Source organism: Rhizobium sp. N324, from assembly GCF_001664485.1.
Lineage (GTDB): Bacteria > Pseudomonadota > Alphaproteobacteria > Rhizobiales > Rhizobiaceae > Rhizobium.
In genome coordinates, this window is the sequence record NZ_CP013630.1 from 2,369,071 (window position 1) to 2,386,613 (window position 17,543).

The window sequence follows — 17,543 nt, forward strand, 5'->3', positions numbered from 1 at the left end:
CAGATCGGTCCGCGGTGCGGACCAGGAGACCATTGTTCATGGACGCCATTGTAAAGAACTTTCCGCAGACGAGCCGCGATTCCGATCGCCCTTCCCAGCAGGAGGCGGAGGAAGCCGTTCGCGTTCTGCTGCGTTGGGCCGGTGAGAACCCGGCCCGCGAAGGCCTCATCGAAACGCCGGCCCGTGTCGTCAAGTCGTACCGCGAGCTGTTTTCCGGTTACGACATGGCGCCGGAAGACGTGCTCGGCCGCACCTTCGAGGAGGTCGCCGGCTACGACGACATGGTCCTCGTCAAGGACATTCCGTTCTTCTCGCATTGCGAACACCATATGGTGCCGATCATCGGCAAGGCGCACGTCGCCTATATGCCTGATGGCCGCGTGCTCGGCCTATCGAAGATTGCCCGTGTCGTCGAGATCTATGGCCGCCGCCTGCAGACGCAGGAAACGATGACGGCGCAGATCGCCCGCGCGATCGACGATACGCTCAACCCCCGCGGTGTCGCCGTGATGATCGAGGCCGAACATATGTGCATGGCGATGCGCGGCGTTCAGAAGCAGGGCTCGACCACCTTGACGACGACGTTTACGGGTACGTTCAAGACCGAGCCGGCCGATCAGGCCCGTTTCATGACCATGGTGCGGAGCCGCTGATACCGGCTCCCTCAGGAGGGCCGCGATGAGTCACATGATCTTCAATCAACCATCCGAGGACAAGTCGGCGTTGGAAGACGCCGGCGATTTCACGCCGCGTTTCGACGACCGCGGCCTGATCACCGCGATCGTCACCGACGCCGGCGACGGCGAGCTGCTGATGGTGGCGCACATGAACGCCCAGGCGCTGGCGCTGACCATCCAGACCGGCACGGCCCATTATTTCAGCCGGTCGCGCGGCAAGATCTGGAAGAAGGGCGAGACCTCGGGCAATCTCCAGACGGTGAAGGAAATCCGCACCGATTGCGATCAGGACGCCATCTGGCTGAAGGTCGAGGTCGCCGGCCACGATGCCACCTGTCACACCGGTCGCCGCTCCTGCTTCTATCGCACCGTCACGCTTCAAGACGGAAAGCCGATGCTCGATATCGTCGATGACGAGCGTCACTTCGATCCGCAGGACGTTTACGGAAAATAGGCTCGGAAACAGAGCCGGAATTTCCCGGCATCTGCTCCTTATTGCGCCATAAGTCGCCTCTATATACCATTTGGAAACTGATCGGGCACACTATCGCAAACCATGTGTTCTGCTGGGAGGGGAACGCCATGCTGAGCTGGAATTTGCATCGTCAAAGCTCTGAAGGCGAGGGTTCCGGTTCCGGCATGTCGACCACGATCGAGACGATCCCGCCTCCGGCACCCGTCAAGAGAATCAAGATCGCGCTGGCGCTCGGCGGTGGCGCGGCCCGCGGCTGGGCCCATATCGGCGTGCTGCGCGCCCTCGACGAGGCGAAAATCGAGATCGGCATGATTGCCGGCACTTCGATCGGCGCGCTGGTCGGCGGCTGCTATCTCGCCGGCAAACTTGATGAACTCGAAAGTTTCGCCCGCTCGCTGACGATGCGGCGAATCGCCAGTCTGCTCGATCTGACCATCGGCGGCAGTGGCCTGTTCGGCGGCATGCGGCTGACCAAGCGCATGCAGGAACATCTCGAAGGCCTGAATGTCGAGGATCTCGACCGGCCCTTCGTCGCCGTCGCCGCCGAGGTCAATACCGGCCACGAGGTCTGGATCGCCAATGGTTCGCTGATTACGGCGCTGCGCGCTTCCTATGCCCTGCCCGGCATTTTCGAGCCGGTGCGCAGCAATCACCGCACGTTGGTCGACGGCGCGCTGGTCAACCCGGTCCCCGTCTCCGTCTGCCGCGCCTACGAGCAGCCGCTGGTCGTCGCCGTCAATCTCAATTACGATCTCTATGGCCGCTCGGCCGTCGTCCGGCACAATGCCAGCCTCTCGCCGCAGGAGGTGCAGAAGCAGGAAGAGGCGCCCTATGCCCGTCTCGGCATGACCGGCGTCATGGTGCAGGCCTTCAACATCATCCAGGATAGAATCGCCCGCGCCCGCCTGGCCGGCGACCCGCCGGATATTTCGCTGCAGCCGCGCCTAAGCTATATCGGCCTTTCCGAATTCCACCGCGCCGGCGAAGCGATCGAACGCGGCTACGAGGAAGCGAGAGCCAGGCTGCCCGAAATCAAACGCATGCAGGAAATCTACGCCAACCAGCCCTGACGCCCAGCCCCCTCACACATTGTCCAAAGCGCGTCGGCGTTTTGGGACAACGATCAGCCAAACGAGCCGGCGAAAACCTCAGCCGGCGATATAGGCCTTGATCTCCTCGGCCTCGCGCTCGACTTCGGCGATGCGCGATTTCACCACGTCGCCGATCGAGATGATGCCGGCCAGCTTGCCGTTGCTTTCCACCGGCACATGGCGGAAACGGCGGCTGGTCATCAGCTCCATCAGCTCGTTGACGGTCGTCTCCTCATGGCAGCGGTAGACCTTCGCGGTCATCACCTGACCCAGCGGCTGGTCGAGGCCGTCCTTGCCGTGTTTGGCGATCGCATGCACGAGGTCGCGCTCGGTGAACATGCCGGAAATCCGGTTCTCCATGCCGACGACGACGATAGCGCCGATCTTCTTCTTGCTGAGAATGACGGCCGCCTCGGCGACGGTCGTGTTCGGCCCGGCGGTGACGACGTCCCTGCCCTTCAGGTCGAGGATTGCTTTGACTGACATTCGAACCTCCTATGTCCGTGAAACACTTGTCACAGGCATCCGCGGCGGTTTCTCCCCCCAGCGCGGATAGGTCAATCGTGCACCGCCCGGCTCAGGATTGCAACAGATCCTTCTCCGTTCCCGCAGGTTCCGCAACAGGTGGGCGCGGTACCCGATCGAACAACGAAAACAGCAGGAAACCGAAAACGAAACCGCCGATATGCGCGTCCCAGGCAATGGCCTGGTCGCTGTCGCCGACGAGCGGGATGCCGACGGCGATCAGGGCGTTGCCGACCAGCCAGAGCAGCATGAAAATGACCACGGTGCGGCTCTGCAACGCCTCGGCGATGGAAAGCCGGGCATTGAGATGCGCAGGCAGCATCGGCCGCCGTTCAGCCGGAAAGGCAAATCGGCAGGCAGCCCCCATCAGCCCGGAGATGACGCCCGACGCGCCGATCAAAAGCGTCACATCCCCCCAGTTCAACACCGCATGCAGGGCGGCGGAAGCGACGGCTGAGAACAGCCAGAAGAGCACGAATCGCAGCGTCCCGATGCGGCGCACGACCGGCGCGCCGAAGGCCATCAGCCAGAAGCCGTTGAAGACGATATGCTGGACGCTGCCATGCAGCAGCGAATAGGTGACCGGCGTCCAGAACAGCTCCGGCCCCTGCTGCGACAGCGGAATCACATACCGGGCGGGCACGAAACCGAAGGTGAAGAACAGCCAGCTCATAGCATCGTCGGAGAGCACGAGTTCCTGCACCGCATAGATGACGATAAGCAGGCAAAGGCTGAAGAACAGCGCCGGCGGAAGGTTGAACACAGGCACGCGCGGCGCCTTTGCCGGCGGCTGGACCTCGGGAGGTTCGGGCGCCTTGTGCGGCTCGGCCGTCTGCTCATTCATTTCAATATCGCCTCGTTGAGGCCACAGCCATACAGGAGCACCTGTCAAAAAAAAAGCCGTCCGAAGTGCCGGACGGCATACCGGGAGTTCAAGGAAAGACCTTGGCCCGGGCAGGTTGTGCTGAACTTCGAAAGTCGAAGCGATGGACGGTCAGTGTCACGACGGGCGCCGCACCTCAACCGAAACCCTTTCTTAACCTTAACCGCCCGGAGTTGGCATGAAATCCGCAAGGTAGAGGCCGTAGGGGCAATGAGTGCCCGAAAATGATCCGGAATGGGACAGGTTGGTGAAAAATGCGTGTGCAAACGACCATCGAAATTTTTGACTACTGGAACCGTATTCGCGGCGCTGCCGATGCGCCGCTGAAATCGCAGGTCGAACCCTCCGCCGTCCCCCATCTGCTCCAAAGCCTGTTCATTCTGGAGACCCGAGAGGAAGGCGACATCGGCTTCCGGCTCGCCGGCACCCGCATCTGCGACCTGTTCGGGCGGGACCTGCGCGGCGCACGCTTCTCCTCACTCTGGGCAAACGGCCAGCACGCCGACATCGAACGCACGGCGATGGGCGTCATGGACCACGCCATGCCGGCCCTGTTCAACGCCACCGGCTACAGCACTGTCGGACATCAGGCCTCCTTCGAGATCATCATGATGCCGCTGCGCTCGCCGGGCGGCGCCTGTGACCGGCTGCTCGGCGCGATCGCCCCCACGGCGGCCGCGAGCTGGCTGGAGATCGTACCGCTCGAATTCCTGGCGCTCGACCGCAGCCGTCTGTTACCCGGAAAATTCGGCAATGCTGAAGCCGCTGAGCTGCGCCCGATCAACGAAATCGTCGCCGGCAGAAGCGCCGGTTTCGGCCAGGTCATGCGCCGCATGGTGTCGCAGCTGCTGACGAGTGCGGAGGTGCGCTGACAGTCCCGTTTCAGGACATCGGGCATACTCGTTTTCGGCTATATGAGAATGAGGCAAAACAACCTTCTGTTAATGGATTGCGGGTAATGATCGGTCTCTCCGATTTCATAAAGAAGCCTTTTGATGCACTCGTTCCAGCCAGCTCAGACGCAAAGACCTGCGCCGCGCCCTGAACAGGGCGTTTTTCAGCGTGTGCCCATCAATATGCAGGGCCGGCTGATGCTTGCGAATTACGAGGAGTTCGAATGCATGGTGATCGACATGTCGCCCGGCGACATGTACGTCACCTGCCTCGGCCGGCCGCGCACCAACGAACGTGTCGTCGCCTATATCGACCATCTCGGCCGCGTCGAAGGTTATGTCCAGACCATCGATGGCCGCGGCTTCACCATGTCGATCAATGCCACCGAGCGGAAGCGGGAAAAGCTCGCCGCCCAGCTCACCTGGCTTGCCAACAAACATGAACTCGGCCTGCCGGAAGATCGTCGCCATGACCGTCTGACGCCACGCGATACGAACACCGAACTGACGCTCGAGGACGGCACGCGTTATTCCTGCCGTATCATGGACCTTTCGTTGTCAGGCGCCGCCGTCGACGTCGAGATGCGCCCGTCGATCGGAACCGCGGTGCGGCTCGGCAACATGCGCGGCCGTGTCGTCCGCCATTTCGTCGAAGGCGTGGCGATCGAATTCCTGTCGATCCAGTCCCGCGAGACGCTGCGCGAATTCCTCTAAGAGACCACCGATTGCGTGACTGCCGCGAAAGCGCTTGCCGGCGCGCACCTGGTCAGGTCGTGTTGAAATGCCTCGCTTTTCAGGGCAAGAAATCTGCCGGCGGCAATGAATCCGGCTTGAGAAAACAGGCGCGAAATCCTGTCGCAAGTGGTTCCAACCATCAGCCATAGATATTATGAGTGGAACAACCTGCGACAGGGGCAGAACGATGTCGGCTCTGTATCCGGAAACCGAACCCTATGATCATGGTCTGCTCGACACGGGCGACGGCAACCTGATCTATTGGGAGGCCTGCGGCAATCCGGCGGGCCGGCCGGCCCTGGTGCTGCACGGCGGGCCGGGCTCCGGCTGCTCGACGACGGCGCGGCGCCATTTCGATCCCGATGCCTACCGAATCATTCTGTTCGATCAGCGCAATTGCGGCCGCAGCCTGCCGAGCGCTGCCGATCTCAAAACCGATCTCTCCTTCAATACCACCTGGCATCTTGTCGGTGATATCGAGCGGCTGCGGCTGTTCTTTGGTATCGACACCTGGCTCGTTTTCGGCAATTCCTGGGGCTCGACGCTGGCACTCGCCTATGCCGAGACCCATCCGCAGCGCGTCGCCGCGATCGTCATATCAGGCGTGACCACCACAAGGCGCTCGGAAATCGATTGGCTCTGTCGCGGCATAGCGCCGCTCTTTCCGGAGGAATGGCACCGTTTCCGCCAGGCGGCTTCTGCGGACAGCCAGGAGCGAGATCAGGACATGGTTGCCGCTTATCATCGCCTCCTCAACCATTCCAACTCCGAGACGCGCCTGAAAGCGGCCCGCGACTGGCATGACTGGGAGGCGGCCTCCATCCTGCTCGCCGACCCTCAAGGCCTGCCGCGCCGCTGGGCCGATCCGGCCTATCTGCTGACGCGTGCCCGCATCATCACTCACTATTTCGTCAACGGCGCCTGGCTGGAGGACGGCCAGCTTTTGAACAATGCCGGTCGGCTGACAGGCATTCCAGCGATCTTGCTGCAGGGACGGCTCGATATCGAGGCGCCGCTGGTGACCGCCTGGGAACTGGCGCGCGCCTGGCCGCAAAGCGAGCTGCAGATCCTTCCGCATGCTGCCCATTCCACCGCAAATCCCGATATGAGCGCCGCGATCGTCGCCGCCACCGATCGATTTCGCGATTTCCAGCAAAAATAATTTTGCCGCTGAAAACTGAAATCCGAGCGATCGTCCGCTTTCGGCCGGCCGAATTGGCCAAATCCGGCTGCATTGCCCGACCAGAGCACGACGCTTGGCCGCGGCCGTCCTTATCCGGCTCAGCGAAAATCCCTTAACGCCAGGACGGCAATGCAGGCTTTTCTCAAGCGAAAGCCTTGTTGCGGGAATTACAATTTTAATCGAATTCGAGACAAATGCGCGTCGAATTTTACGCGCATTCGAGATTGTTTTTAGCCAGATTTTATCGGCATTTGAATCAACTAAGCCTTTAATTCTATTGCGGAATTTTCCGTGAGATAAAAACGTCCGTGTCATTGTCGCCTCAACTTACGGGGAGACGGCAATGACAACTGCAAACATCTGGAAAGGCGTCCTTCTGGCCGGTGCCCTGATGGCAATGGCGGGTTCGGGACAGGCGATGCCCGCCAGCATGGCCCTGGCGGGCAATGCCAGCCCGCCGATCGGGCATTATGAATTCTGCAAGGCGAATCCGACCGAATGCGCCTTTGCCGGCGGCGATGCCGGGCCGGCCATCCTCACCGAGGATCGCTGGAAGGAAATTCTCAAGGTCAACTACACCGTCAATTCGACGATCCAGCCGGAGACGGATGAACAGATTTACGGCGTCGAAGAACGCTGGGCCTATCCGACAACCGTCGGCGACTGCGAGGATTACGTCCTGCTGAAGCGCAAGATGCTGATCGAAGACGGCTTCTCGCCATCCGACACGCTGATCACCGTCGTGCTGCAACCGAACGGCGAAGGCCATGCCGTGCTGACTGTTCGCACCGATCACGGCGATTTCATCCTCGACAACATGCGCAACAAGGTGCTGCTGTGGTCGGATACCGAATACACCTATCTGAAGCGCCAGTCCGCCGACAATCCGGCCCGCTGGTCGAAGCTCCAGGACGGCCGCGCTGTCGCGGTTGGTAGCGTCAAGTAAGAATAGCCTGCGGCCCGGTCAGTCCCCGCATCCCGTCCCCGACCGGGCCCCAAGAGCCGTTCCCGCTGTCCCGGGAACGGCTCGCTCTTTTTCGGGACAGGCTTTCGTCCCAGGGCGACCCACATCCCTGACATCTTAGCGAATTATTAACCGTGCCGGTCTGATCATGCTGATCAGATTCATCATCGGCACCGGCGGCTCATGTTCTTCCTGCGGCGGACCGAAACACGAAGCACCGCCATGAGCCACGCCGCGCACAGCGCACCCGACGAGCAGCCGCTTTTTTCCATGGGCTTTCTCCTCCGCACGATGGCGGTGATCGCCGTTCTTGCGGTCCTGACCGTCGCCATCAGCATTGGCGGCCGCTGGTTCGGCCGGCATATTTCGCTTGCCGGCAACACCGACAGCACGGCTGACATCACGCTGGCCATCGGCCGCGACACCGTGAAACTCCCCGAAAATGCCATCCGCTTCCCCAGTCAAAGGCATGACGGTGCGGCCGAGCGTGTCGATCTCTACCTCGCCTGGCCTGAGATGCAGGGCTACGGCAAGGAAAACCACCTTCGATTCGACGATATCGGCCAATCCTCCGGCCTGATCTTCCTGCAGATGACCCAGAGCACCATGTCGCGCGACATGTCCGGGCGGCTGGAGCCGATCTATTCGCACCTGCTCGAAGGCCCGGCCGAGCCCTTCCGCGATAGCCTGACACTGCACCGTCTTCGCGCCGACGCGGGTTACGGCGACGAGGTGCTGTTGACGGCGCCCGTCAAAAACGGGCCGGATTACGTCGTGCGCTGCATCTTGCCTTCTGTCCCGGACACGGCGGCGAGCGGCGATTGTCAGCGCGATATCAAGGTCGGCAGGGATCTCAGCGTTCTCTACCGCTTCTCAAGCAGCCATTTGAATGACTGGGAACATATTGATGCCGCTATCCGCACCTTTGTGGAAGCGCGTCTAATGAACCGTTCTGCGACAAGTCCCTAAAATGCTCCCCGGACAGCGAAATAAACGATTCATCATAAACGGATTGGTAACGCCCAATCGGTAAATTCTAAAGACGGGCTGTGCTGCGGGAGGCGTGCCATCCCGGCGCCGAATATCCGAATGCCAAACAACTGAAATGCAAGCGAAGAGTGGAATAGTGTCAAGGTCAGTCTCCTCCGTATCATCGTCCCGATCCGGCAGCTTTTTTGCAAAGCTCATGGCGATCCTTTCGGTGGCCCTCACGGTCGTCCTGGTCGATTCGGTCAATGCCGAAGCGGAAGCGGCGAATTCGAAATATGCGGGCATCGTCGTCGACGCCAAGACCGGCAACGTTCTCTACAGCGAGAATGCCGACCGGCTGCAATACCCCGCCTCCCTGACCAAGATGATGACCATCTACATGACCTTCGAGGCGCTGGAGCAGGGCCGCATCCGCTTGGATACGCCGGTTCCCTTTTCCGCCCATGCGGCAGCCCAGGCGCCGACCAAACTCGGCGTTCGCGCCGGCGGCACGATCACCGTCGAACAGGGCATTCTCGGCCTCGTCACCCTCTCGGCCAATGACGCTGCAACCGCGCTCGGCGAAATGCTCGGCGGCGGCAGCGAGGATCGTTTCGCTCAGCTGATGACCGCCAAGGCGCATGCGCTCGGCATGACGCGCACGACCTATCGCAACGCCAACGGCCTGCCGAACACGGCGCAGATGACGACAGCGCGGGATCAGGCCCGTCTCGGCATCGCCCTTCGCCAGCATTTTCCGCAATATTACGGCTATTTCTCCACCCGCGCCTTCAAGTTCGGCACCCGCACGATCCGCAGCCACAACCGCCTGGTCGGTTCGGTGCGCGGCGTCGACGGCATCAAGACCGGGTATACCCGCGCTGCCGGCTTCAATCTCGTGAGCTCTGTGCAGGTGGACGGCAAGTCGATCGTCGGCGTTGTGCTCGGCGGCGCCTCGACGCCTGCCCGCGACGCCCAGATGCGCAATCTGATCGCCACCTACCTGCCGAAGGCATCGAGCCGCGGCGGATCGTCGGCGCTGATTGCTGAGGCAGCCCCTGCCCCGGCGATGATCGTGACGCCCGCTCCGGTCATGCCGCAGAAGGCTCAGCCGCAAGTGGCAAAGACGATCACCGCAGCACAGCCGCCGATTTCGGCAGCCGCCGCCGATCTCAGCCTGCCGCACAAAGGCCCGCTGCCGGATGCGCGCTATCAGGTCGCCGAGACCGAGGTCGCCTATACCGAGACCGCTCAGCCGAAATCCGACAATCCGCTGGTAGCCCAGCCGATGCCGGCGCCGACCAAGGTCAAGACCATGACCTTCAAGCAGCAGGCGAAGCCGGCACCCGCTTCCATGCGACCGGAACAGGCCGATACGGCAGTCGACAACGTTACCACCGCCTCGACCACGCCTACCTCGGCCAGCGCCGCTTCAACCGATAATGGTCCGACCGGCTGGGTCGTGCAGGTCGGCGTCTCGCCGAGCCGGCAGATGGCCATGGATCTGCTGGAGAGCGCCAAGAACAAGGGCGGCAAGGCGCTGGCCTCGGCAAAGCCTTTCGCCGTCGCCTACGCCGCCGGCGGTGACCAGCTTTACCGCGCCCGCTTCGGCGGTTTCGATGACCAGCGCGATGCGGTCAATGCCTGCAAGGCCTTGAAGAAGGCGGGAATCAAGTGCTGGGCGGCTGCCCAATGAGCTATTCGATGCTGCCTGCAAGATGGCCGGCGGCGTCGGTAACGGCCGGAATCGGTGTTTGCGTTTCCGGCCACCGTTCTTGAACTCGATCAGTATGGCGTACGGGGAAAACAATGGCGATCAATGAGAATGTTCCGGGAATGCCTTCAGACCGCCGCATGGCGGCCAAGGGGCGTTCGTCGCTGCATCCGTTGCACGAGGCGGCGATGCGGCTGGCCGAGATCGGCCTGCAGCGGCCCAAGGCTAAATCTCCGAAGACCCGCGACCTCATCAACCTGCTGCTTTGCCATGGGGCCCGCGCCTGGCGCTATTCCCAGCCCGAAGCCCGCATCCATCTGCATGTGACCTCGCCTGACGGCAGCGCGCCGGTGCAGCTGCGCCTGCGCTGAAATTGGTGCTGCCGCGCAGAACCAGGACGCGTTTTGGGCGGCAGAGGTTAGGAGTCGTGGACTCTTGGGATTCCCAAAGGTGAGCAAATCAGATTCAAGACTGTCTTTTGGAGGCAGTCATGGGTGTTTTAGATCGTCTCATTCTTCGAGATGACCAGTGGGAGCGGATGTCTCGCCATATCATTGGCGACGATCGCACGCGTGGTTCGTCTGGACGTGACAATCGCATGTTTGTGGAAGCGGTCTTGTGGATCGTGCGGACGGGTTCGCCCTGGCGCGATCTGCCGGAGGTGTTCGGTGATTGGAACAGCGTGTTTCGCCGCTTCAGCCGCTGGAGCCAAAAGGGTGTCTGGTGGCGTGTCTTTGAGGCGATGTCGGAGGATACCGACTTCGAATATCTGATCGTCGACAGCACTATTATTCGCGCCCACCAGCACGCCTCCGGCGCAAAAAAGGGGCTGAAGATCAGGCCCTTGGCCGTTCCCGCGGAGGCTTGAGCACCAAAATCCATATGGCCGTGCGTGGCCTTGGATGTCCCGTTCGTTTCATTCTGACCGCCGGTCAGAAAGGGGATGCCCCGCAAGCCGATCTCCTGATCGAAGACCTGCCAGCCGAGGTCGTCATGGCCGATACGGCCTACGACAGCGACCGGCTACGCAAACTCATTGCCGACAAGGGCGCGCAAGCGGTCATCCCGAACAATCCCTCGCGTGCCAAGAAGTATCCGCTCGACAAGCAACTCTATGCTCAGCGTTATCTCGTCGAATGCTGCTTCTCGAAGCTCAAGCAGTTTCGACGCATCGCCACACGATATGAGAAAACCGTTCGAAATTACAAAGCCATGATCGCTCTGGCCGCAACAATCCTATGGCTCAGATAAGTGTCCACAGCTCCTAGAGCAGACCGAGTTCCGTCAGCTCGCGGCGAAGGTCCGCGGGCATTTCGACAATGCCGGCGCCAAGGCTCATCAGGTCGCGCGGCACGTCGTCTTCAGTGTAATAACGCCAGCCCTGGAAGGGACGCTTCGGCTGCACAGCCGTCTCGATGACCTCCGGGCCGAGCATCAGGCGGCAGCGTGAAATGCCTTCGCCGTCAGTGAAGGTCTCGATGCCGAGCAGCTTCTGCCGCGCCTGCACCTGCCCCTTGATTACCCAGTAGAGCGAGCCGCCATCGAGCAGCTCTTCCATGCGTTTCGGCACCATGCGCGTCGTGTGCACCGAATGCGGCTCGAGCCCGGCGGCGATGGCGCTGAGCGAGCGTTCCGCCACCCATTCGCGCAGATCGTCTATCGAGTCGGCGCCGACACAGAGTTTGATGAGATGCAATGCCATGCCGTCGTTGAAATCCTTTTGGCGGCGGGCGTCAAGCACCTTCGTCAATGTTCCCGGCCTTCTTCTCACGGCCGAAGCGATTGCAATGTACAGGCCCGCCCGGCCCTCGGCTGTCGGCAACTGGCTTGCCATCCGGCCGGGTCAACTCTCAACCCGACCACAGCTTCGAGATCACGCAAAGTGCTCAGCAGCGCCTGGGCCTGACGCCACGCACGACGGCTGAATGGTTGAATAAACTGACCGTGTAAAGATGCTTCACGCGAGGGGGTATGTCTCAACGACACAGCCCCCTCTTCTTGGGCCGCACGCCACCGTGTGCCCTGCCGGGAAACGGGGTTGCCGGGCATCACTTCGGATCCTCGACGACGAGCGCGGGCTTCCCCTGTAAGCGCATCCTAAGCAGGCATTACAAGCTCAGCACTCGACGACGTTGACGGCAAGGCCACCCGTCGAGGTTTCCTTGTATTTCTCGCTCATGTCGTGGCCGGTCTGGCGCATCGTCTCGATACAGGCGTCAAGCGGCACGAAATGCTGGCCGTCGCCCTTGACCGCAAGGGAAGCCGCGGTGACCGCCTTGACGGCGCCGAGCGCGTTGCGCTCGATGCAGGGAACCTGCACCAGGCCCGCGACCGGATCGCAGGTCATACCGAGATGATGTTCGAGCGCGATCTCGGCGGCGTTTTCGATCTGCTCCGGCGTGCCACCCATAACGGCGGCAAGGCCCGCGGCCGCCATCGCCGCCGCCGAGCCAACTTCGCCTTGACAACCGACCTCGGCGCCCGAGATCGAGGCATTGTGCTTGATGATGCCGCCGATCGCCGCAGCCGTCAGCAGATAATCGCGGATGCCGTCCTGGTCCCAGTCCTCGTGGAAATGCTCGTAATAACGGATCGTCGCCGGAATGACCCCGGCCGCACCGTTGGTCGGCGCCGTGACGACGCGCCCGCCGGCTGCATTCTCCTCGTTGACGGCCATCGCATAGACGCTGAGCCAGTCGTTGGCGAGCAGCGGGTTGACCCGGTTGCTGCGCCACTCCTCCTCCAGCTTGTCGTGAATTCTGCGGGCGCGGCGCTTGACGTTGAGGCCGCCCGGCATGATGCCGTCGACCTTGAGGCCGCGCTCGATGCAGGAGCGCATCGCCTCCCAGATCCGGTCGAGCCCCTGATCGAGCTCCTCGCGCGAGCGCTGGCTCTCCTCGTTCGCCCGCTTCATCTGCGCGATCGACAGCCCGGAACGCTCCGCCATCTCGAGCATCTGCTTCGCGGTGGAGAAAGGATAGGGCACGCGCGTGCCGCCGGCCGCGTTCTTCTTCGCCCGCATCTGTTCCAATTCGGTGTCGGTGACGACGAAGCCGCCGCCGACCGAATAATAGACGCGCTTGATGAGCAGCCGGCCGTCCCGGTCAAAGGCGGAAAAGACCATGCCGTTGGCATGGCCGGGCAGCGGCTGTTTCTTGTCGAAGATCAGGTCGGTCTTCGGCTGGAACTGATAGGCGGGATGACCTTCGGGCGTGATGCGGCCGGTGCGCTCGACCGTATCGATGATGCCGTCCATCCTGTCGGGATCGACACTGTCGGGCGCCTCGCCCATCAGGCCGAGAATCACCGCCCTGCCCGTGCCGTGGCCGATGCCGGTATGGGCGAGCGAGCCGTGCAGGCTGACCTTTATCGCGACGACCTGCGCACCCGTGGATGGGCGCGGCCATTCGTCCGACAGAATCAGCGCGAGGAACCGGTTGGCCGCCGACATCGGACCCATCGTATGCGAGCTCGACGGCCCGACACCGATCTTGAAGACATCGAATACCGAGAGAAACATGAATGTGCTTTCTGATTACGAGGATGCAAGCTTAAGCGACGCCGGTTTTCGATCCGCGCGGGCCACCGACATCGCATGCAGCCGGTGCGACATCGGGACTGCACACTAAAACGATGAGGCCCGCCTTACCAGTCATTGCAGCATTTCGATGCATATGTAAGGTGGCCGCACTTCATGCGGAGACTGAATCACCGATGACGACGGCGGACTATATCGCTCTGGCCTTCTTTGCCTGTGTCTGGATGGGCTATTCCTGGCTGCTGAAGGGCCGCACCTTCTTCGGCCGCACCAGCCTGACCCATGCGATGACCGAACGGCGGCGCGAATGGATCTATAATTCGCTGCGCCGCGACCTGAAGATGATCGACACCCAGATCATGGCCGGCCTGCAGAACGGCACCGCCTTCTTCGCTTCGACCTCGATCTTTGCGATCGGCAGCTGCTTCGCCTTGCTCGGGGCGACGGAGAAGGTCGACGCCGTCTTCGCCGACCTGCCCTTCGTCCTCCATGGCGGCCACGCCGCCTTCGAGATGAAGGTCGGCGGACTGGCGGCACTTTTCGGTTATGCCTTCTTCAAGTTCGGCTGGTCCTACCGGCTGTTCAACTATTGCACCATCCTGTTCGGCTCGATCCCGATGCTGCGCGACGCCGAGGGCGACATGATCGCCGCCGAGCGGGCTGCCGAACGCGTCATCCGCATGAATGTCATTGCCGGCAGCAATTTCAACGAGGGCCTCAGGGCGATCTTCCTGTCGATCGGCTATCTCGGTTGGTTCATCAACCCTTATGTCTTCATGACGACGACGGCGATCGTCATCTTCGTGCTGGCGCGACGGCAATTCTTCTCGCAGGCGCGGCTGGCGATCATGGATGCCGGCCCGCCATCGAATCTCCACCTTTCCGCTCTCCGCCGCGACATGCCGCCGAGCGACGGACGTGATTTGCCCGAGGGACTGTGATGACATTGCCGACAATCGAAGCCGATGCGGCGGCAAGACCGCCGCGCATCGGCCTGTTGGACACGGCGCGCGGTGTCGCACTGATCGCCATGGCGAGCTACCATTTCAGCTGGGATATGGAGTTCATGGGCTATCTCGCGCCGGGCACGGCCGAGACAGGCTGGCTGAAGATCTATGCTCGGGCGATCGCCACGACTTTTCTCTTCATCGTCGGCATCAGCCTGGTGCTGTCGAGCAAGCCGGAGATCCGCTGGCCGTCCTTCTGGAAGCGTTTCGGCATGATTGCCGCAGCGGCCGCCGCGATCTCGATCGCGACGCGCATTGCGATGCCGAACGAGTGGATCTATTTCGGCATCCTGCATTGCATCGCGGTACTGACGCTGATCGGGATCGTCTTTTTGAGGTTGCCGCTCGCCTTTACGCTGATCGCCACGCTGGCGCTCTTTGCCGCCTGGCTGACCGATAATTTCGGCACACCCGGCCTGCTGCGGTCATCCTTCTTCGATCCGCGATATCTCGCCTGGATCGGGCTGGCCGCAATGCCGGAACGCTCCAACGATTACGTGCCGCTGTTTCCCTGGGCAACGCCGTTTTTCGCTGGATTGAGTTTCGCCTCGATCGCCATCAGAACCAGGCTGCTGCATCGGCTTGCCGCCATCGGCACCGGTACCTGGTGGCCGGCAAGGCTCGGCCGCCACAGCCTTGCCTTCTACCTCGTTCACCAGCCGGTGCTGATCGGCATCGCTTACGGTCTTTCCCTCCTCGTCCCGCCGCCGAAGCCGGATCCGGCCGAAACTTACCTAAAGCAATGCAACTCCACTTGCGTCATGCAACAGGGCGAAGCGCTTTGTCGCAGCTTTTGCCAGTGCACGCTGGAGAAATTGCAGGCCCAAAGCCTATTAGTTCCGCTGCAGGCGAACGAGATCGACGTCGAGAAGGATGAGCGGGTCCAGACGATCGCCGGCGAATGCAGCGCCGAGGTCGAGCCTGCGCCACAGTCTCCGCAGTGATCAGGTGGTGACGCCGATTTCGGCGAGGCGGCCGAGGCAGGCCTCTTCGATATTGTCGAGTTCCACCAGCGTGTCGTCGATATCCTTGCGCTTCTGACGCAGGTCATCGCGCTTCTCGTCGACGCGCTTCATCAGAAGCTTCAACTGACCGAGTTCGCCCGGCGGCTCCTTGTAGACCTGGATGATCTCGCGGATCTCCGCAATGGTGAAACCGATGCGCCGGCCGCGGAGGATTTCCCCGATAAGGCGACGGTCGGCCTGCCGGAAGAGACGGGTACGCCCGCGCCGTTCCGGATGGATCAGTCCCTCGTCCTCGTAGAAGCGAAGCGTGCGCGTCGAGACCCCGAATTCCCGCGTCAGCTCCGTTATGCTATAAAATTTGTTCACCAGCATGTATTCCCCGTCATGAACCGGCAATAATATTGACTTTTACGTAATAGTCAATTTCGTCGGTCGCTCAGATGCCGAACCACCATGTGGCGATGCCGAGGAACGCGAAGAATCCGGTACAGTCGGTCACCGTCGTCACGAAGACCGACGAGGCGATCGCCGGATCGGCGCCCACCTTGTCTAGCAGCAGCGGCAGCAGGATGCCGGCAAGGGCTGCCGCCATCAGGTTGATGATCATCGCCGCCGCGATCACCCCGCCGAGCTGATAGTCGTGGAACCAGGTGCCCGCGATCAAGCCCATGATCGTCGCAAAGACGATGCCGTTGAGGATGCCGACACCGGCCTCCCTGCGGATGATGCGGCCGGCATTGTAGATGTCGAGATCTCGGGTGGCGAGCGCCCGCACCGTCACCGTCATCGTCTGCGTGCCGGCATTGCCGCCCATCGAGGCGACGATCGGCATCAGCACCGCAAGCGCGATCATCTTCTCGATCGAGGCGTCGAACAGGCCGATGACACTGGCCGACAGCATTGCCGTGGCGAGATTGATCAGAAGCCAGAGGAAACGCGAGCGCGCCGTCGACAGCACATTGTCCGAAAGTTCTTCGTCGCCGACGCCGCCAAGGCGCTTGATGTCCTCGTCCGCCTCCTCGTGGATGACGTCGACGACGTCGTCGATGGTCAGCACGCCGACCAGCCGGCCGTTCTCGTCGACGACGGCGGCCGACAGAAGGTCGTACTGCTCGAAGAGCTGGGCGGCCTCCTCCTGGTCCATTTCGGCCGGCACCGGATGGTTGGTCTCGCGCATGATCTGCTCGATCTTCGTCTGCCGTTTGGTGCGCAGGATCTGGTCGAGATCGACGGCGCCGAGCAGCTTGAAGGTCGGATCGATGACGAAGATCTGCGAGAAGGAATAGGGAAGATCCTCCTCGTCGCGCATGTAGTCGATCGTCTGTCCCACGGTCCAGAACGGCGGCACGGCGACGAATTCCGTCTGCATACGCCGCCCGGCCGAGCTTTCGGGATAATCGAGTGCCCGGCGCAACCGGACCCGCTCGGTAAACGGCAATTGCGCAAGGATCTCTTCCCGGTCTTCCTTGTCGAGATCTTCGAGAATGTAGACGGCATCGTCCGAATCGAGGTCGCCGATCGCGGCGGCAATCTGCTCGTTCGGCATCTGGTCGACGATCTCGCGGCGAATCGCCTCGTCGACCTCGGTCAGCGCCGTCATGTCGAAATCTTCGCCGAGCAGACGCACCAGCGCCAAGCGCTGATCCGGCTGGATCGATTCCAGCAGGTCGCCTATTTCGGATTCATGCAGGCGGGCAACGTTCTGGCGCAGGAACAGCGTGTCGCGGTCGGCGATCGCGGCGCCGACCAGCGCCAGGAAATCGCTGCGGACATTGCCGTCCTCGTCGTAGATATCGGCTTCCTCGTCCTCGGGACGCCTGCGGATGCGCTCTTCCCCATCGGTCGTTGTCATCTGCCGCCCTCGCATCTGGTTCGAATTTCAACGACTACAGCGCCGCATTCGCGAATGTCGGCGGAAAACATA

The 17,543-nt window shown here is 61.8% G+C and carries 19 protein-coding genes; 13 read left to right on the forward strand and 6 right to left on the reverse strand.

Annotation, left to right across the window (positions count from 1 at the left end; genetic code table 11):
- Positions 1-38: 38 nt before the first annotated feature.
- The 3 genes from folE to AMK05_RS11430 all read left to right on the forward strand — a co-directional run bounded on the left by folE (position 39) and on the right by AMK05_RS11430 (position 2,222).
- Positions 39-653 carry a GTP cyclohydrolase I FolE gene (gene folE, locus AMK05_RS11420; RefSeq protein ID WP_064838553.1) on the forward strand — a complete coding sequence of 205 codons (615 nt, stop codon included), beginning with the start codon at positions 39-41 and terminating at the stop codon, positions 651-653.
- Positions 654-678: 25 nt separating this feature from the next.
- Entirely contained in the window at positions 679-1,131 is a 453-nt protein-coding gene (gene hisI, locus AMK05_RS11425) for a phosphoribosyl-AMP cyclohydrolase (RefSeq protein ID WP_064838554.1), read from the forward strand.
- A 128-nt stretch (positions 1,132-1,259) separates the two neighbouring features.
- Positions 1,260-2,222 carry a patatin-like phospholipase family protein gene (locus AMK05_RS11430; protein WP_064838555.1) on the forward strand — a complete coding sequence of 321 codons (963 nt, stop codon included), beginning with the start codon at positions 1,260-1,262 and terminating at the stop codon, positions 2,220-2,222.
- 78 nt (positions 2,223-2,300) lie between these two features.
- Here the strand turns inward: AMK05_RS11430 and AMK05_RS11435 are convergent, their stop codons facing one another.
- Positions 2,301-2,729: a CBS domain-containing protein gene (locus AMK05_RS11435; protein ID WP_007629157.1), complete on the reverse strand. Its 429-nt coding sequence runs from the start codon at positions 2,727-2,729 to the stop codon at positions 2,301-2,303.
- A gap of 91 nt (positions 2,730-2,820) precedes the next feature.
- On the reverse strand, positions 2,821-3,612 hold the full coding sequence (locus AMK05_RS11440) for a rhomboid family intramembrane serine protease (RefSeq protein WP_064838556.1): 792 nt from the start codon (positions 3,610-3,612) through the stop codon (positions 2,821-2,823).
- A gap of 293 nt (positions 3,613-3,905) precedes the next feature.
- On the opposite strand from AMK05_RS11440, the gene AMK05_RS11445 reads away from it, so the two are divergent.
- The 8 genes from AMK05_RS11445 (at position 3,906) to AMK05_RS33255 (ending at position 11,360) form a co-directional block, all read left to right on the forward strand.
- Entirely contained in the window at positions 3,906-4,523 is a 618-nt protein-coding gene (locus AMK05_RS11445) for a PAS domain-containing protein (protein ID WP_064838557.1), read from the forward strand.
- A 123-nt stretch (positions 4,524-4,646) separates the two neighbouring features.
- Complete coding sequence (locus tag AMK05_RS11450; protein WP_064838558.1) at positions 4,647-5,258, forward strand: PilZ domain-containing protein; 612 nt, start codon at positions 4,647-4,649, stop codon at positions 5,256-5,258.
- A gap of 208 nt (positions 5,259-5,466) precedes the next feature.
- Entirely contained in the window at positions 5,467-6,441 is a 975-nt protein-coding gene (gene pip, locus AMK05_RS11455) for a prolyl aminopeptidase (protein ID WP_064838559.1), read from the forward strand.
- A 364-nt stretch (positions 6,442-6,805) separates the two neighbouring features.
- Positions 6,806-7,408: a transglutaminase-like cysteine peptidase gene (locus AMK05_RS11460; protein WP_064838560.1), complete on the forward strand. Its 603-nt coding sequence runs from the start codon at positions 6,806-6,808 to the stop codon at positions 7,406-7,408.
- Between the two features lie 201 nt (positions 7,409-7,609).
- A complete protein-coding gene (locus AMK05_RS11465; protein ID WP_064838561.1) occupies positions 7,610-8,395 on the forward strand; it encodes a hypothetical protein in 786 nt (261 codons plus the stop codon).
- Positions 8,396-8,531: 136 nt separating this feature from the next.
- Entirely contained in the window at positions 8,532-10,091 is a 1,560-nt protein-coding gene (locus tag AMK05_RS11470) for a D-alanyl-D-alanine carboxypeptidase (RefSeq protein WP_064838562.1), read from the forward strand.
- 113 nt (positions 10,092-10,204) lie between these two features.
- Complete coding sequence (locus AMK05_RS11475; RefSeq protein ID WP_003586322.1) at positions 10,205-10,480, forward strand: hypothetical protein; 276 nt, start codon at positions 10,205-10,207, stop codon at positions 10,478-10,480.
- 119 nt (positions 10,481-10,599) lie between these two features.
- A protein-coding gene (locus tag AMK05_RS33255) for an IS5 family transposase (RefSeq protein WP_088930309.1) occupies positions 10,600-11,360 on the forward strand; the annotation gives its coding sequence in 2 pieces (ribosomal slippage) (positions 10,600-10,927 and positions 10,927-11,360; 762 coding nt in all).
- Between the two features lie 13 nt (positions 11,361-11,373).
- On the opposite strand, the gene AMK05_RS11490 is transcribed toward AMK05_RS33255, so the two are convergent.
- Both AMK05_RS11490 and AMK05_RS11495 read right to left on the reverse strand, forming a co-directional pair.
- On the reverse strand, positions 11,374-11,811 hold the full coding sequence (locus tag AMK05_RS11490; RefSeq protein WP_003579422.1) for a DUF1489 family protein: 438 nt from the start codon (positions 11,809-11,811) through the stop codon (positions 11,374-11,376).
- A gap of 414 nt (positions 11,812-12,225) precedes the next feature.
- Positions 12,226-13,629, reverse strand: a complete 1,404-nt coding sequence (locus AMK05_RS11495) for an L-serine ammonia-lyase (protein ID WP_064838563.1) — start codon at positions 13,627-13,629, stop codon at positions 12,226-12,228.
- Between the two features lie 194 nt (positions 13,630-13,823).
- On the opposite strand from AMK05_RS11495, the gene AMK05_RS11500 reads away from it, so the two are divergent.
- Positions 13,824-14,588, forward strand: a complete 765-nt coding sequence (locus tag AMK05_RS11500; RefSeq protein WP_064838564.1) for a DUF599 domain-containing protein — start codon at positions 13,824-13,826, stop codon at positions 14,586-14,588.
- On the forward strand, positions 14,588-15,598 hold the full coding sequence (locus AMK05_RS11505; RefSeq protein ID WP_064838565.1) for a heparan-alpha-glucosaminide N-acetyltransferase: 1,011 nt from the start codon (positions 14,588-14,590) through the stop codon (positions 15,596-15,598). The genes AMK05_RS11500 and AMK05_RS11505 overlap by 1 nt, the downstream gene beginning before the upstream one ends.
- On the opposite strand, the gene AMK05_RS11510 is transcribed toward AMK05_RS11505, so the two are convergent.
- Positions 15,599-15,991, reverse strand: a complete 393-nt coding sequence (locus AMK05_RS11510; protein WP_064838566.1) for a MerR family transcriptional regulator — start codon at positions 15,989-15,991, stop codon at positions 15,599-15,601.
- 64 nt (positions 15,992-16,055) lie between these two features.
- Positions 16,056-17,471, reverse strand: a complete 1,416-nt coding sequence (gene mgtE, locus AMK05_RS11515; RefSeq protein ID WP_064838567.1) for a magnesium transporter — start codon at positions 17,469-17,471, stop codon at positions 16,056-16,058.
- Positions 17,472-17,543: the final 72 nt, after the last annotated feature.

Coding starts and splice junctions, on each gene's coding strand:
- AMK05_RS11465 (WP_064838561.1), top strand. CDS start 7,610: ATGTTCTTCCTGCGGCGGACCGAAACACGAAGCACCGCCATGAGCCAC.
- pip (WP_064838559.1), top strand. CDS start 5,467: ATGTCGGCTCTGTATCCGGAAACCGAACCCTATGATCATGGTCTGCTC.
- AMK05_RS11430 (WP_064838555.1), top strand. CDS start 1,260: ATGCTGAGCTGGAATTTGCATCGTCAAAGCTCTGAAGGCGAGGGTTCC.
- hisI (WP_064838554.1), top strand. CDS start 679: ATGAGTCACATGATCTTCAATCAACCATCCGAGGACAAGTCGGCGTTG.
- AMK05_RS11470 (WP_064838562.1), top strand. CDS start 8,532: ATGCAAGCGAAGAGTGGAATAGTGTCAAGGTCAGTCTCCTCCGTATCA.
- AMK05_RS11475 (WP_003586322.1), top strand. CDS start 10,205: ATGGCGATCAATGAGAATGTTCCGGGAATGCCTTCAGACCGCCGCATG.
- AMK05_RS11495 (WP_064838563.1), bottom strand. CDS start 13,629: ATGTTTCTCTCGGTATTCGATGTCTTCAAGATCGGTGTCGGGCCGTCG.
- AMK05_RS11440 (WP_064838556.1), bottom strand. CDS start 3,612: ATGAATGAGCAGACGGCCGAGCCGCACAAGGCGCCCGAACCTCCCGAG.
- folE (WP_064838553.1), top strand. CDS start 39: ATGGACGCCATTGTAAAGAACTTTCCGCAGACGAGCCGCGATTCCGAT.
- AMK05_RS11460 (WP_064838560.1), top strand. CDS start 6,806: ATGACAACTGCAAACATCTGGAAAGGCGTCCTTCTGGCCGGTGCCCTG.
- AMK05_RS11505 (WP_064838565.1), top strand. CDS start 14,588: ATGACATTGCCGACAATCGAAGCCGATGCGGCGGCAAGACCGCCGCGC.
- AMK05_RS11445 (WP_064838557.1), top strand. CDS start 3,906: ATGCGTGTGCAAACGACCATCGAAATTTTTGACTACTGGAACCGTATT.
- AMK05_RS11510 (WP_064838566.1), bottom strand. CDS start 15,991: ATGCTGGTGAACAAATTTTATAGCATAACGGAGCTGACGCGGGAATTC.
- AMK05_RS11490 (WP_003579422.1), bottom strand. CDS start 11,811: ATGGCATTGCATCTCATCAAACTCTGTGTCGGCGCCGACTCGATAGAC.
- mgtE (WP_064838567.1), bottom strand. CDS start 17,471: ATGACAACGACCGATGGGGAAGAGCGCATCCGCAGGCGTCCCGAGGAC.
- AMK05_RS11500 (WP_064838564.1), top strand. CDS start 13,824: ATGACGACGGCGGACTATATCGCTCTGGCCTTCTTTGCCTGTGTCTGG.
- AMK05_RS11435 (WP_007629157.1), bottom strand. CDS start 2,729: ATGTCAGTCAAAGCAATCCTCGACCTGAAGGGCAGGGACGTCGTCACC.
- AMK05_RS11450 (WP_064838558.1), top strand. CDS start 4,647: ATGCACTCGTTCCAGCCAGCTCAGACGCAAAGACCTGCGCCGCGCCCT.